Source organism: Streptomyces hokutonensis (genome assembly GCF_000376565.1).
GTDB lineage: Bacteria > Actinomycetota > Actinomycetes > Streptomycetales > Streptomycetaceae > Streptomyces > Streptomyces hokutonensis.
On sequence record NZ_BARG01000038.1, the window covers coordinates 68,868 to 81,966 of the forward strand.

Here is a 13,099-nt window from a genome sequence, read left to right on the forward strand (position 1 = left end):
TCACTCGCGATGCGCGGTCGCGCCCCGGCTCATCGCGAGGACCGCGTCACGGCGGCTCAGCGCCCCGAACGGTGAACCGCCGGTCGGGGTGGGGCTGCCGCAGATCCAGGTCGGACCGTCGGAGAGATGGGCGAGCGCCTCGGCGGCCACGTCGTCCGGGTCGGCCAAGTCGCCGCCGTACGAGCCCCCTTGGACTTCTTGCGTCCGCCGCAGGGACGGGGTGTCGGTCCTGCCGAGCACCAGCCCCAGGACGTCCACCCCGCTGCCCTGCCACTCCGCCCACAGGCTCTCGGCGAGGATCAGGTCGAACGCCTTCGTGGCGCCGTACGCAGCGAGCGTGGCACCACCCGCCCAGGCCGCGCCCGAGGTCACCAGGACCACGGCGCCCCGCTTGCGCGCCACCATCGGGGCGCCGAAACGGTACGCCGCTTCGAGTACGGCCGTGCAGTTGCGCCGCACCAGCCCCAGGTGGACGTCGAGATCCTTGTCGAGGAACGGGACGCTGCGGTCGTCGCTGCCCGCGTTGTACACGAACAGACCGACTTCCAGACCGGCGGTCGCCCGCTCCAACTCCGACAAGGCAGTGGGGGAGCTGAGGTCGAGGGCGACGGCGCGGACCTCGACGCCGTACCGGGCGCGGATCTCGTCGGCGGACTCCTCCAGCACGGGCAGCCGCCGGGCCACCAGCACGACGTTCATTCCGTCGGCGGCCATCCGGTGGGCGAACGCGGCACCCACTCCGTCCGATCCGCCGGCGACGACACCCCACGGCCCGTACTTGGCGGCGAGCGATTCAGTCACTTCTCACTCCTCATTCGGATCAGGCAGATCAGAGAGATCGGGCAGATCATTCAAGGTGAACCGAGAACCTTCTTCTCGACCGCGTCCGACGACAGCACGGTCCCGATGATCCCCAGGTCGGCGCCGGCGCTCCGCGCCACCTCGCGCACCACGTCGACGTCCTTGCTCATCAGGTCCGCCAGCCGTTCCGCTACCGCGTCGACCGAACCCCCGCTGACGACGACACCGAGCGCGCGACTGGCGCCGCTGCCGTGCTGGAGCGCGGCGAGAATCGCCTTCTCGTCGATGCCCAGCGAACCTGCGACCCGCACCGCGTCGACCGCGAGCCCGACCTGCGCCACGAACAGGGCGTTGTTCACGAGCTTGACCCGCTGCCCGTTCCCGGCCGGCCCCACAAACATGACCGGCGAGGCGTAGGTCTCCAACAGCGGGCGCATCGCGTCCAGTTGAGCCTCGTCCCCACCGACCCACAGGGTGAGACGGCCCGCCGCGATGTCGTGCGGACCGCCAGAGAGCGCGGCGTCCAGCACCCCGACACCGCGCTCCGCGCCCGCCTCGGCGAGCAACTGTGCGGTGGCCGGATCGGAGGTCGTGTGCTGCACGAGCGTCGCTCCCGGCTTCATGGCCGCGAGGGCGCCGTCCGTGCCGAGGCAGACCGCTCGCACCTGCTCGTCCTTCAGTACGGTGACCAGCACCGCGTCGGCGTCGCGGACCGTCGCCCGGACCGTGTCGGCCGACGCGAGCCCGCTCTCCTGGGCAGCCTCCCGGGCCTCCGGACGACGTACAAGGACCGTGACGTCATGCCCGGCGGCCGACAGCCGTTCGACGATCGGCCGCCCCATCCGCCCCCACCCGATGAACCCGATCCTCAACTCTCCTCCAGCGCCACGGAATTGGAGGACGGTGCCAACATCGCACGCGGCCCGTCGCTGCCGTCGAGGTTGGCATTGACCCGCTCGGTGATCCGCCACCCCTCCGAAGTGCGCACCCAGCGCCAGGTGTTGGCGGAGACCTGGAACACCCAGAACCGTCCGGCCTTGGCGTCCCACCGCAGATGCAGCGCATGGCTGCGGCCGGTCGCGTGGTCGCCGTCCACGACGACGTGCGGCGCGGTCAGTACATGGCCGCAGCCGTTGTGGATCACGCTCTGGTGGCCCGGGCCGTGCACCATGCCGACGATGCCGTCCCGGCCCTCCATCCGCAGATGGGGGATCGCGTCGAAGACACCGTCCTCGGTCCAGAGCGCCGCGGCGGCCTCTCCCGAACCGCTGTCGACCGCCGGCCCGTACTGGGCGACGAGCTGAGTGATCTCGACCTGGTCCTCCAAGGCGCGCACCTTCGCCGTCAACGCCTCGACTGTGGAACGCAGTTGGGCAAGTTCGTCGCTCTCGCTCATGAGTGGGTTCAACTCCCTGGTACGACGATGATGCGGGCCGGACCATCGGCGTCCCGTGCCGCGTCGAGCGCCGCCGGAACCCCGTCCAGCCCGACGGAGTGGCCGAGCATCGGCCCGACATCGAGGCTGCCGGAGCAGACGGCCCGGAACGCCTCGTCCCAGTGGTCCATCGAAGGACCGCCCCCGAACTGGATGTTGAGCCCCTTCCGCTTGGCGGTCAGGGTGTGCAGATGGTCGCCCTCGGGCGGACCGCCGACGGAGAAGATCCGGGTGCCGCGCTCACACCCCTTGATGATCGAGTCGAGAACACCCGGCACGCCGACGCACTCGAACACGACACAACTCGCCTGCGGACCGGCCGCGTTGCGCCATGCCTCGTACGGCGAGACCTCGCCCGGGTCGACGACCACATCGGCACCCATCGCCAGCGCGGTCGCACGACGCGACGCGACCAGGTCGGCCGCCACGATCGGGCCGACGCCGAGGCTTTTGAGCCGGCCGATAGCCGACAGTGCGATGGCGCCGCAGCCGATGACCAACGGCACGTCACGCGCGGTCAGTTGGGCGCGGGAAGCGGTCGACCAGCCCACGGAGATCGCGTCGGCGACACACACGATCTCACTCGGCAGCTCCGACACCGCGACCCGGGTGATGGCCTCGGTCAACAGGAACAACTCGCCGAACCCACCAGGTGATTCGGGGTTCTGGCCGATGATCCTGCGCCCTGCGGGCGTGTTCAGCACGGGCAGCGAACTCACCCGCGTCCCGACCGGGATCCGCCGCTCGGTGCCGGGGCCGTAGCCCACCACCTCGGCGCAGTACTCGTGCCCCATCACGATGTCGACGTCCTGGTCGTACGTCGACATCCCGCTGTCGTCGTCGGCGCCCGCCTCCGGATGGTCCATGAAGTGCAGATCCGACGCGCAGATCCCGCACGCCAGCGAGCGGACGAGGAGTTGCCCCGGTCCGGGGACCGGATCGCCGACGATCCGCGCCTCGACCGTCCCGCCACGCAGCACCGCAGCACGCATCAGGCTCTCCTCCGATCTTCGAAGTTCCCCGAAGTCCGTCTCCTTCGGACTGTAGCCACACGGCGGGAATTACAGAAGACCGTCTCCTATAATTGGCGGGACATGGCCCGGTCACTACAATCACCGCCATGGCAGAACCCCGCCGCGCCCCGGGCCGTCCACGTGACACGAGCATCAACGAGCGGGCCCTCGCGGCAACGCGTGAACTGCTCGTCCAGCGTGGCTTCGAGGCGACGACGATCCAGGCGGTGGCCGAGCACTCGGGGGTGCACGCCTCCGCCATCTACCGCCGCTGGCCGTCCCGGATCGAGCTGATCGAGGAGGCCACGTTCCCCGGACTCAGCCCGCTGAGCGTCCGGCCGACGGGGGACCTCCGCCGTGATCTTCGACGGTTCATCCGTGCCTACTTGGCGGCCTTCGGCGCACCCGCCGCCCGGGCCGCCGCGGCCGGGCTCTTCGCGCACTCCCAGACGTCGACCCGCCCCCGGCCGCCCGAGATGCTGCTGCGGGTGTCGGCGCGACCGCAGTTCCAGGAGATCCTGCGCGCCGCGCCGACCGGGACCGTCGACCCCGCCGTGGACCCGGACGACGTCTTCGACATGCTCCTCGGCGCCGTACTGACCCGCACCCTCCTGTCCACGGTCACGGCCCGCAACCGCCCGGTCGAGCGCACGGTGGAGATGATCCTGCGGATGCTACGGCCGCTCGACGGGCCACTGATCTGATCAACTCGCCCAGCGCAAAAGGGCGTTGGTGTCAGCGGCGCTCGTCGCGGAACACCTTCCCGCCCTTCATCACGAACCGGACGTCCGCCATCACGGAGACGTCCTCCAGCGGATTGCCCGGCACCGCGATCAGATCGGCGAGCAGCCCCTCCGCGATACGGCCCCGGTCGTCGGCGTCGATGAGCTCCGCCGCGTTGACGGTCGCCGACTGGAGCGCCTCCAGGGGAGTCATCCCGCGGTCGACCAGGGCGATCAGCTCCTGGGCGCCGCGGCCGTGCGGAATCGCCGGCGCGTCGGTGCCGAGCGCCATCCGGACACCCGCCTTCCCGGCCCTGGACACCACGGTCTTCGCCCGGGGGAAGATCTCGGCGGCCTTCTCCACCAGTTCGGGCGCGGAGTGGGACATGTCCATCCCGTCGATGAGAGCGGTGGTCGGCACCAGGAAAGTACCCCTCTCCGCCATCAGCGCGATGGTGTCGTCGTCGAGCAGGAAGCCGTGCTCGATGCAGTCGATGCCCGCCTCCACCGCCGAGCGGACGGCGTCGGCCCCATGGGTGTGGGCCGCCACCTTCAGTCCGCGCCGGTGGGCCTCGTCGACGATGGCCCGCAGTTCCTCGTCGGAGTAGTGCTGCGCACCGGGGGTGCCCGTGTGGGACATCACGCCCCCGGACGCGCAGACCTTGATGAGCCGTGCTCCGTGCTTGATCTGGTAGCGGACGGCCTTGCGTACCTCGTCGACACCGTTGGCAATGCCCTCCTCCAGGGAGAGAGGCATGATTCCGGGGGCGTACGCGGCGAACATCGTGGGGTCGAGATGCCCGCCGGTGGGTGTGATGGCGTGACCGGCGGGCACGATCCGCGGGCCGTCTATCCAGCCGGCGTCGATGGCCTTGGCCAGCGCGACGTCCAGCAGATAGCCGCCCGTCTTCACGAACAGCCCGAGATTGCGGACCGTGGTGAACCCCGCGCGCAGGGTCCGCCGGGCGTTGCCCACCGCGCGGAGCATCCGCAGCGGTGGGTCGTCCTGGACGGGGGAGAACGCGAGCGTCTCTCCCCGGCCGCCCATCAGAAGGTTGACTTCCATGTCCATGAGACCGGGCAGGAGGGTCACGTCACCGAGGTCGAGAACCTCGTTGTCGCCGGTGCCGCCTACGATGCGGTCGCCGTCGACCGTCACCAGGCCCGGTGACTCCAACTCGCCCGTCTCCACGTGCAGTACACGCGCCGCTCTGAGCGTGAGCACGACCTGTCACACCTTCGGTTCGACGACGAGGTCCATATAGGCGGCCCCGCTGTCCGGCACCCGGGCCTGCTTCCAGACCTCGACCGGGAACGACACGTTCACCAGGGAGAACATCAGGAGCAGCAAGTTGCGCTCCTGCTCCGGGAGTTCGGAGAGCGGGAACTTGTCGAGGTGGTCGGAGGCCTGTTTCAGGAGCGGGAACGCGGCGTCGTAGAAGGCCTGCATCTCCTCCATGGGGCTGGCCAGGCGCTTGCTGTACCGCTCGCGCTCGGACTCCAGGACCCACTCGCTGAACGGTTCGAGCACCGCGAACTCACTGGGCAGCATCGGTGTGCTCCTTGACGTAGTCGGCGACCGTCTTGTGCAGATGGCGGAGCAGCAACTCCTGGTCGCAGAGCGGGAATTCGGTGACGACCCGGCTCTTGAGCATCGTCTGGGTGGCTTCCAGCGTGTTGCCGTCCTGGAGCGCGTACTCCTTGAACGTCACCGCCGCCAGTTCCTGCTTCAGCCGCTCGCGCGCCGTCTTGGCGGGCACGAAGTAGAGGTTGGCCTCGAAGAGGTGCTTGTCCACCGCCGTCGGCCAGTAGTGGTACGTCAGGTACCAGCCGGGCTTCCAGATCAGCAGGGTCATGTTGGGGAAGAACTCGAAGGAGTCGTTGCCCCACGCGCGGTGTCCGCCCGGGTTGAGGCCGGGGGGAAGCGGGTCGAGGCCCTCGATGTCGGGCGCCTCCCACGGCCCGAACAGGCCGCTGCGCAGGACGCGTTCGATGGGCTTGACGATGGTCAGGTCCTTGGGCGGGGACATGCCTCCCCAGGAGGAGATCATCGAGTGCGGGGGGTGGATCTCGTAGTGCAGCGCCTCGTACCCGACGTTGAAGAGCTTGTCGGCCTCGTCCTTGACGGCCTGCTTCATGTGCAGGACGGGGGCGTGGTAGAACTCCGCGAACGCGTCGATGAACAGCTTCCAGTTGCTGCCGATCTCGGCCTTGTACGTGAAGACCTCGGTCATCTCGTGGAAGGGGTAGCCCTCGAGTCCCTTGGCGAACTCGCCCAGATACTCCTTCAGCGGCTGGGCGTTCGGGTCGAGGTTGACGAAGATGAACCCCTCCCAGACCTCGCAGCGGACCAGCTTGAGGCCGTAGTCCGCCTTGTCCAGGTCGAAGAACTCCTTCTCCTGCTGGACGAAGGTCAGATCGCCGTCGAGGCTGTAGCGCCAGGCGTGGTACTTGCAGGTGAACTGGCGGCAGGTGCCCTTGACCTCCTCGCCCGGGTAGTCGTTCCACACGAGCTTGTTGCCGCGGTGGCGGCACACGTTGTGGAAGGCGCGGATCTCCTTGTCCTTGCCCCGCACGATCACCAGTGAGGTGTCGGCGACGGCCAGCTCCTTCGTGAAGTAGCTGCCGACCTTGGGGACCTGCTCGACCCGGCCGACGTTCAGCCAGGTCTTCTTGAAGATCGCCTCCTTCTCCGCCTCGTAGTACGCGGGGTCGATGGAGTCCTCGTAGTTCACCGGGCTCGTGCCCAGCTCGGGGTAGTTCTCGGTCCAGCTCCCGGCCGCCGGCTTGGCGAAGTGTGGCATGGGATCACCCCTCTCGCTTGTGAGAATACCATTCTCGTTTTGGGAAACTGAAGTTCTCTTCCGAGATCACGGGGTCGAGTTCCACACCGAAGGTGTTGAGGGCCATCGTGAGCATCGTGTAGGCGCCGATGGTGAAGACCAGGTCCATGAGCTGGTGTTCGTCCAGGTCGACGGCGAGCGCCGCGTAGGTCGCGTCCGACAGGCCCGAGTCGGTGTCCAGTTCGTCCACCGCGCGGTTGAGCAAGGTGTCGGCGCCGGTGCGGACTTCCTCGATCTCGGCCTCGGTCACCCCGTACTTCCGGCCGATCAGGACGTGACTCGCCCACTCGTATCTGTTGCCCCGCCGCCAGGCCACGCGCATGATGGCCAGCTCGCGGACGCGCACCGGGAGGGTCGTGGTGTTGAGGTGCATGTTGAACGTCAGGAACGCCCGGGCCAGGGCCGGATGCCGCTGGAAGATCCCCAGGACGTTGGCCTCCGGCAGCTTCTTGTCGGGGTTGATGACCGAGAACAGGTCGTGGTCCCACTCGTCGTACGGCACCGGCGGGATGCGGACGCCGTTCTCGGCGGTGGTCTCGCCGTTCTCGCTCACGTGTTCCGCCCGCCGTTCACGCCCAGGATCTGGCCGGTGATGTAGCCGGCCTCCTCGGAGGCGAGGAAGGCGCAGGCCGCGGCGATGTCCTCCGGGCGCCCGACCCGCCGTACCGGAGTGCGCTGGATGTGCTCCTCGACCGTCCCGCCGAGCAGTTGACGCTCCTCGGAGCGGCGGAGCATGGGCGTGTCGATGAAGCCGGGCGGTACCGCGTTCACGGTGATGCCCTGCGGGCCCAGCTCCAGGGCGAGCGCCTTGGTCAGCCCGTTGACCGCGGACTTGGCGGCGACGTAGTGCGTCATGAACGGCTGGCCGGAGTGCGCGCTGGACGAGGAGATGTTGACGATCCGTCCCCAGCCGGCCTCCACCATGTCCGGCAGGACCGCCTGGACGCAGTGGAAGACGCCGTTGAGGTTGACGTCGATGACCCGCTGCCAGGCCTCGAAGGTCAGGTTGGCGAAGCGCTTGTAGCCCTCCATCCCCGCCGCGTTGACCAGAACCGTGACCGGGCCGAGCTGTTCGCGGATCTCGGTCAGGGCCTCGTCCACCTGGGCCCGGTCGGAGACGTCGGCCTTCCGGGAGAAGCCCCTGTCGGACGGATTGAGGTCGAGGGTGGCGACCTGGAGACCGTCGGCCTCCAGGCGCTGTGCGATGGCCAGTCCGATGCCGGAGCCGCCGCCTGTGACGAGGGCTGTCCTCATGCCGGAACCCCCTTCGTCTCGATCATGAAAATCTCCCTTCCAGATCTGAGAAGCGTATTCTCGTCTCCGGTGCTTCCGGAAGTCCCGCGCAGGCGGGGGCTGTTCGCCGCACTCCGTGCATCTGTCAGCCATCGGTCAGGATGACATTCTCGCTTCCGGATGGTTGATTCGCGTATAAGGAGAATGTAGTTTCCGCTTCATTGGAGCAAGCCGCCCATCCATGCGAGGAGAACAGGATGCGGTTCCAGGACAAGGTGGCGATCGTCACCGGAGCGGGACAGGGAATCGGCGAGGACTACGCCCGGGCGCTGGCCGCCGAGGGCGCACGGGTCGTGGTCGCGGACATCAACGAGGAGCAGGGGCAGCGGGTCGCCAAGGACATCGACTCCGCGCTCTTCGTCAAGGTCGACGTCGGAGACCCCGCCTCGGCCGACGCACTGGCCGCCGCCACCGTCGCCGAGTTCGGCCGCATCGACTACCTGATCAACAACGCGGCGATCTACCACAGCATGCGGCGCGAGGGCCTGACCACCGTCGACCTCGACTACCTCAACCGCTTCATCCAGGTGAACCTGATGGGCGCCCTGTACGTCACCCGGGCCGTCGTCCCGCACCTGGGCGAGGGCGCCGCGATCGTCAACCAGTCCTCCGCCGCCGCCTACATGGCCAGCGGCTACTACGGATTGGCCAAGATCGGCATCAACCACCTCACCGCGTCCCTCGCCGCCGAACTCGGCGGCCGGGGCATCCGCGTCAACGGCATCGCCCCCGGCCCCACCGACACCGAGGCCACGGCCACCGTCGTACCGGTCGAGTTCCAGCAGCGGATGACCCAGGCCCTGGCCATCAAACGGATGGGCACCCCCGGCGACCTCACGCCCACCGTGCTGTTCCTGCTCTCGGACGACGCCGGCTGGCTGACCGGCCAGACCATCAGCGTGGACGGCGGACAGGTGGTGCGGCTGTGACCCGCCTGCTCATCAATGGCCAACTGGTCGACGGGGAGCGGACGTTCCCCTCCCTCAACCCCGCCACCGGCGAGGTCTACGGACACGCCCCCGAGGCCACCACCGCCCAGGCCGAAGCCGCCGTAGCAGCCGCGCGGGCCGCCTTCGACACCACCGCCTGGTCCACCGACGTACAGCTGCGCATCCGCTGTCTCGACCAGTTGCACCAGGCGCTCCTCGACCATGTCGAGGAGCTGCGCGAGCTGACGATCGCCGAGGTCGGCGCGCCCCGTATGCTCACCTACGGCCCCCAACTCGACGATCCCGTCAAGCTGGTGCGGTTCTACGCGGACCTGCTGCGCAAGTACCCGCTGACGGAGGAGCTGGGCGAGGTCGAGATCCGCGGCCAGCGCCACCGCCGTTGGGTGGAGAAGGAGGCCGCCGGGGTCGTCACCGCGATCATCGCGTACAACTACCCGAACCAACTGGCCCTCGCCAAGCTCGCCCCCGCGCTCGCGGCCGGCTGCACGGTCGTCCTCAAGGGCGCGCCGGACACCCCGCTGACCACCCTCTTCCTCGGTCAACTCATCGCCGAGCACACGGACTTCCCGCCCGGCGTGGTCAACGTCCTCACGTCCTCCAGTGCCGACGTCGGCGAGACGCTCACCACGCACCCAGACGTCGACATGATCACCTTCACCGGCTCCACCGCGACCGGCCGCCGCATCATGGAAGCGGCCAGCCGTACGGTGAAGAAGGTCTTCCTGGAACTCGGCGGCAAGTCCGCGATGATCGTCCTGGACGACGCGGACTTCGCCACCGCCGCCATGTTCGCGGCCGGCACCATCTGCTCCCATTCCGGGCAGGGTTGCGCGCTCACCTCCCGACTGCTCGTGCCCCGGGAGCACCACGACGAGCTCGTCGAGAAGGTGGCCGCGGGCCTCGCCCGCATCCCGCTCGGCGACCCCGCCGACCCCAAGACCTTCGCGGGCCCGCTCATCAGCGAGCGCCAGCGCGAGAAGGTCGACGGGATGGTGCAGCGGGCCGTAGCCGCCGGCGCGAACCTCGTCACCGGTGGCGAGAAGGTCGACCCCGGCTTCTTCTACAGGCCGACGCTCCTCAGCAACGTCGACCCGGACAGCGAGATCGCCCAGGACGAGGTCTTCGGCCCGGTCCTGGTGGTGATTCCGTACGACGACGATGACGACGCCGTCCGCATCGCCAACAACTCCGTCTTCGGTCTCTCCGGCGGTATCCAGAGCGGCGACGACGAGCGGGCCATCGCCCTCGCCCGCCGGATCCGCACCGGCACCTTCAGCATCAACGGCGGCAACTACTTCGCCGCCGACGTGCCGTTCGGCGGCTACAAGCAGTCGGGCATCGGCCGGGAGAGCGGAGTGCCCGGCCTGGAGGAGTTCCTGGAGTACAAGTCCTTCGCGGTCGTGGTCCGGTCATGATGCCGCTCGACGGAATCCGCGTCCTCGAAGTCGCCATGTACGGCTTCGTGCCCTCGGCGGGAGCCGTCCTCGCCGACTGGGGAGCGGACGTCATCAAGATCGAGCACGCGGTCACCGGCGACCCGCAGCGCGGCCTCCGCCAGACCGGCACGATGCGCGTCGAGGGCGACCCCAACCCCAACGTCGAGCACGCCAACCGCGGCAAGCGCAGCCTCGGCCTCGACATCTCCCGGCCCGAGGGCAAGGAGGTGCTGTACGAACTCGCCCGGCACGCCGACGTGTTCCTGACCAGCTTCCTTCCCGGCCACCGGGACAAGTTCGGCATCGACGTCGACGACATCCGTACCGTCAACCCCCGCATCGTCTACGCCCGGGGCAGTGCCTTCGGGCCGCGTGGACCGGAAGCGGGGAAGGGTGGCTACGACATGACGGCGTTCTGGGCCCGCGCCGGCACCGCCGCGAGCATCACCCCCGAGGGCACGGACGGCATCATCAACCCGCCGTCACCGGCCTACGGCGACACCATCTCCGGCACCAACCTCGCCGGCGGCATCGCGGCCGCGCTCCTGAAACGCGAACGCACCGGTGAACCCTCGGTCGTGGACGTCTCCCTGCTCGGCAGCGGGCTGTGGGCGATGGGCCATGCCACCGCGCTCTCCCTGCACCTCGGCAAGCCCTGGATCCCGCCGCCCGTCGGCACCCACGGATCCGTCGCGAACCCCCTGTCCGGGCTGTACGAGACCTCCGACGGCCATCACCTGGCGTTCGTCATGATGCAGCCAGGCAAGTTCTGGGCCGATGTGTGCCGGCACATCGACCGCCCCGAACTCGCCGACGACCCACGCTTCGACACGGCCGAGCACCTCGTGGCCAACACGGCGGAGGCCGTCAAGATCCTGCGCGAGGTCCTCGCCACCCGCACCCTCGCGGAGTGGAGCCGGCGCTTCGCCACTCTGGCCGGGCCGTGGGCCCCGGTGCAGGACTCCCTGCAAGTGGGCGACGACCCGCAGATCAGAGCCAACGAGTACCTGCTCCGCGCAGGGGAGCTCGAACTGGTCAGCAGCCCCGTGCAGTTCGACGTGCAAGCCCCCAGGCTCGGGCCCGCGCCCGAGTTCGCCGCCCAGACCGAGGAGATCCTCCTCGAACTGGGCCTGGACTGGGACCGCATCATCGCGCTCAAGGCGGCGGGCGCGGTCACCTGATCACCCGACAGCGGGACTCACATTCTCAACGAGGAGAACCGATGAGACGCTTGCTCATCCCCGCACTGGTCCTGGCCCTCGCGGCCGCGGCCGGATGTTCCGGCCGCACCAAGTCCGCGGACACCACCAGCCCTTCGACCACCGGAGCCGCCGACACGGCGACCGCGGACTTCGGCACGCTGAAGTCCGTCTGCGGCAAGGGCACGGCCAAGACCGTCAGCAGCCAGGGCGTCACCAGCTCCGAGATAAAGGTCGGCGTCTTCAGCGACGTCGGGTTCACCAAGAACCCGGAGTTCGTGAACGCGGCCAAGGTCTTCACCTCCTGGTGCAACGCGGCCGGCGGCATCAACGGCCGCAAGATCACACCCGTGACGCACGACTCCGCGCTCATGCAGGTCAACCAGCAGATGATCGGGGCCTGCCGCACCGACTTCTTCGAGGTGGGCGGCGGCGCCGCCCTCGACGGCCTGGGCGTCAAGACCCGCCTGAAGTGCCTGCTGCCCGAGTTCCCGGCCCAGGTCACCTCCGAGATCGGCGCGGACCTCCAGGTCATGTCCATGGGCGCCTCGACGGGCTATTCGCCCTACGCCGGTTACTTCTCCTGGCTGTTGAAGGAGGCGTACCCGTCGTCCGCGAGCGGCGTCGGCATCATCACCGGAGACGTGCCCATCACCAAGCTCCTCGCGGCCCAGGACAAGGAAGTCCTCACCGCGATGGGCGGCAAGGTCACCTACTCCGACCTCTACCCCGCACAGGGGGTCTCCGACTGGACGCCGTACGCCCAGTCCATCAAGACGAAGAAGGTCAAGGGACTCGTCTTCCTGGGTGACTTCACCCAGTTGGCGAAGCTGGAGCAGGCGCTCACCAACATCGACTACAAGCTCGACTGGATCGACGCGAACAGCAACGCCTACGGTCCCGCCTTCCTCAAGCTGGCCGGTCCCGCGCTCGGTACCCAGACCAACTTCGCCTCCATCAACGGATACCCGTTGGAGAAGGCCGACGACAACCCGGCGACGAAGGAGATGGTCGCCCTGTTCAAGAAGTACGCGCCCGACGCGCAGCTCACCCTGCCCGCCATGCAGGCCTTCTCCAGCTGGCTGCTGTTCGCCACCTCGGCCCGCGACTGCGCCGAGCTGACCCGCAGTTGTGTCCTCGAGAACGCCAAGAAGCAGACCGACTGGACCGGGGGAGGGCTCCACGCCTCGGTCAACCTCTCCTCGCCCGACGAGCCCCTGAAGTGCTTCAACGTCGAGAAGGCCACCACCAGCGGCTGGGTACCGGCCGACTTCAAGCCCACCGAGGGCGTCTACCGCTGCGACGCGCCCGCCTACAAGTTCAAGGGGAACTACGGCAAGCCGCCGACCCTGGCCGACGTCGGCAAGTCGCTGTCCGACCTCAAGTAGCCACGCCACGCCCCCCGTT

14 protein-coding genes are annotated in these 13,099 nt (G+C 68.6%); 5 read left to right on the forward strand and 9 right to left on the reverse strand.

Annotated features, from left to right (window positions below; all coding sequences use genetic code 11):
* The 4 genes from SSP08S_RS22860 to SSP08S_RS22875 are packed head-to-tail and all read right to left on the reverse strand — an operon-like array spanning position 1 to position 3,228.
* A complete protein-coding gene (locus SSP08S_RS22860) occupies positions 1-801 on the reverse strand; it encodes an SDR family NAD(P)-dependent oxidoreductase (RefSeq protein ID WP_019069962.1) in 801 nt (266 codons plus the stop codon).
* A 50-nt stretch (positions 802-851) separates the two neighbouring features.
* A complete protein-coding gene (locus tag SSP08S_RS22865) occupies positions 852-1,673 on the reverse strand; it encodes an NAD(P)-dependent oxidoreductase (RefSeq protein WP_026178742.1) in 822 nt (273 codons plus the stop codon).
* On the reverse strand, positions 1,670-2,197 hold the full coding sequence (locus tag SSP08S_RS22870) for a nuclear transport factor 2 family protein (protein ID WP_019069964.1): 528 nt from the start codon (positions 2,195-2,197) through the stop codon (positions 1,670-1,672). The genes SSP08S_RS22865 and SSP08S_RS22870 overlap by 4 nt, the downstream gene beginning before the upstream one ends.
* An 8-nt stretch (positions 2,198-2,205) precedes the next feature.
* On the reverse strand, positions 2,206-3,228 hold the full coding sequence (locus tag SSP08S_RS22875; protein WP_019069965.1) for a zinc-binding dehydrogenase: 1,023 nt from the start codon (positions 3,226-3,228) through the stop codon (positions 2,206-2,208).
* 128 nt (positions 3,229-3,356) lie between these two features.
* Here SSP08S_RS22875 and SSP08S_RS22880 point away from each other — a divergent pair, with 128 nt between their 5' ends.
* On the forward strand, positions 3,357-3,953 hold the full coding sequence (locus SSP08S_RS22880; protein ID WP_019069966.1) for a TetR/AcrR family transcriptional regulator: 597 nt from the start codon (positions 3,357-3,359) through the stop codon (positions 3,951-3,953).
* Positions 3,954-3,984: 31 nt separating this feature from the next.
* Here the strand turns inward: SSP08S_RS22880 and SSP08S_RS22885 are convergent, their stop codons facing one another.
* Genes SSP08S_RS22885 through SSP08S_RS22905 form a run of 5 tightly spaced genes read right to left on the reverse strand, consistent with a single transcriptional unit; the run spans position 3,985 to position 8,068 of the window.
* A complete protein-coding gene (locus SSP08S_RS22885; protein WP_019069967.1) occupies positions 3,985-5,196 on the reverse strand; it encodes a metal-dependent hydrolase family protein in 1,212 nt (403 codons plus the stop codon).
* 6 nt (positions 5,197-5,202) lie between these two features.
* Entirely contained in the window at positions 5,203-5,523 is a 321-nt protein-coding gene (locus tag SSP08S_RS22890) for a hypothetical protein (RefSeq protein ID WP_019069968.1), read from the reverse strand.
* Complete coding sequence (locus SSP08S_RS22895; protein WP_019069969.1) at positions 5,510-6,775, reverse strand: aromatic ring-hydroxylating oxygenase subunit alpha; 1,266 nt, start codon at positions 6,773-6,775, stop codon at positions 5,510-5,512. The genes SSP08S_RS22890 and SSP08S_RS22895 overlap by 14 nt, the downstream gene beginning before the upstream one ends.
* A 4-nt stretch (positions 6,776-6,779) precedes the next feature.
* Positions 6,780-7,367: a carboxymuconolactone decarboxylase family protein gene (locus tag SSP08S_RS22900; RefSeq protein WP_019069970.1), complete on the reverse strand. Its 588-nt coding sequence runs from the start codon at positions 7,365-7,367 to the stop codon at positions 6,780-6,782.
* The gene (locus tag SSP08S_RS22905; RefSeq protein ID WP_019069971.1) at positions 7,364-8,068 is read right to left on the reverse strand and encodes an SDR family NAD(P)-dependent oxidoreductase; all 705 of its coding nucleotides are present in this window, start codon (positions 8,066-8,068) and stop codon (positions 7,364-7,366) included. Before SSP08S_RS22905 ends, SSP08S_RS22900 begins: the two co-directional genes overlap by 4 nt.
* A 236-nt stretch (positions 8,069-8,304) precedes the next feature.
* Here SSP08S_RS22905 and SSP08S_RS22910 point away from each other — a divergent pair, with 236 nt between their 5' ends.
* The 4 genes from SSP08S_RS22910 to SSP08S_RS22925 are packed head-to-tail and all read left to right on the forward strand — an operon-like array spanning position 8,305 to position 13,080.
* Positions 8,305-9,036: an SDR family oxidoreductase gene (locus SSP08S_RS22910; protein ID WP_019069972.1), complete on the forward strand. Its 732-nt coding sequence runs from the start codon at positions 8,305-8,307 to the stop codon at positions 9,034-9,036.
* The gene (locus SSP08S_RS55690; protein ID WP_019069973.1) at positions 9,033-10,472 is read left to right on the forward strand and encodes an aldehyde dehydrogenase family protein; all 1,440 of its coding nucleotides are present in this window, start codon (positions 9,033-9,035) and stop codon (positions 10,470-10,472) included. Before SSP08S_RS22910 ends, SSP08S_RS55690 begins: the two co-directional genes overlap by 4 nt.
* Complete coding sequence (locus SSP08S_RS22920; RefSeq protein ID WP_026178743.1) at positions 10,469-11,674, forward strand: CaiB/BaiF CoA transferase family protein; 1,206 nt, start codon at positions 10,469-10,471, stop codon at positions 11,672-11,674. Before SSP08S_RS55690 ends, SSP08S_RS22920 begins: the two co-directional genes overlap by 4 nt.
* A gap of 41 nt (positions 11,675-11,715) precedes the next feature.
* Complete coding sequence (locus tag SSP08S_RS22925; protein ID WP_019069975.1) at positions 11,716-13,080, forward strand: ABC transporter substrate-binding protein; 1,365 nt, start codon at positions 11,716-11,718, stop codon at positions 13,078-13,080.
* Positions 13,081-13,099: the final 19 nt, after the last annotated feature.

What these genes read in the sequence shown, in the direction of transcription:
- SSP08S_RS22870 (WP_019069964.1), bottom strand. Translation starts at nt 2,197, where the DNA reads ATGAGCGAGAGCGACGAACTTGCCCAACTGCGTTCCACAGTCGAGGCG.
- SSP08S_RS22875 (WP_019069965.1), bottom strand. Translation starts at nt 3,228, where the DNA reads ATGCGTGCTGCGGTGCTGCGTGGCGGGACGGTCGAGGCGCGGATCGTC.
- SSP08S_RS22880 (WP_019069966.1), top strand. Translation starts at nt 3,357, where the DNA reads ATGGCAGAACCCCGCCGCGCCCCGGGCCGTCCACGTGACACGAGCATC.
- SSP08S_RS22890 (WP_019069968.1), bottom strand. Translation starts at nt 5,523, where the DNA reads ATGCTGCCCAGTGAGTTCGCGGTGCTCGAACCGTTCAGCGAGTGGGTC.
- SSP08S_RS22895 (WP_019069969.1), bottom strand. Translation starts at nt 6,775, where the DNA reads ATGCCACACTTCGCCAAGCCGGCGGCCGGGAGCTGGACCGAGAACTAC.
- SSP08S_RS22905 (WP_019069971.1), bottom strand. Translation starts at nt 8,068, where the DNA reads ATGAGGACAGCCCTCGTCACAGGCGGCGGCTCCGGCATCGGACTGGCC.
- SSP08S_RS22910 (WP_019069972.1), top strand. Translation starts at nt 8,305, where the DNA reads ATGCGGTTCCAGGACAAGGTGGCGATCGTCACCGGAGCGGGACAGGGA.
- SSP08S_RS22920 (WP_026178743.1), top strand. Translation starts at nt 10,469, where the DNA reads ATGATGCCGCTCGACGGAATCCGCGTCCTCGAAGTCGCCATGTACGGC.
- SSP08S_RS22925 (WP_019069975.1), top strand. Translation starts at nt 11,716, where the DNA reads ATGAGACGCTTGCTCATCCCCGCACTGGTCCTGGCCCTCGCGGCCGCG.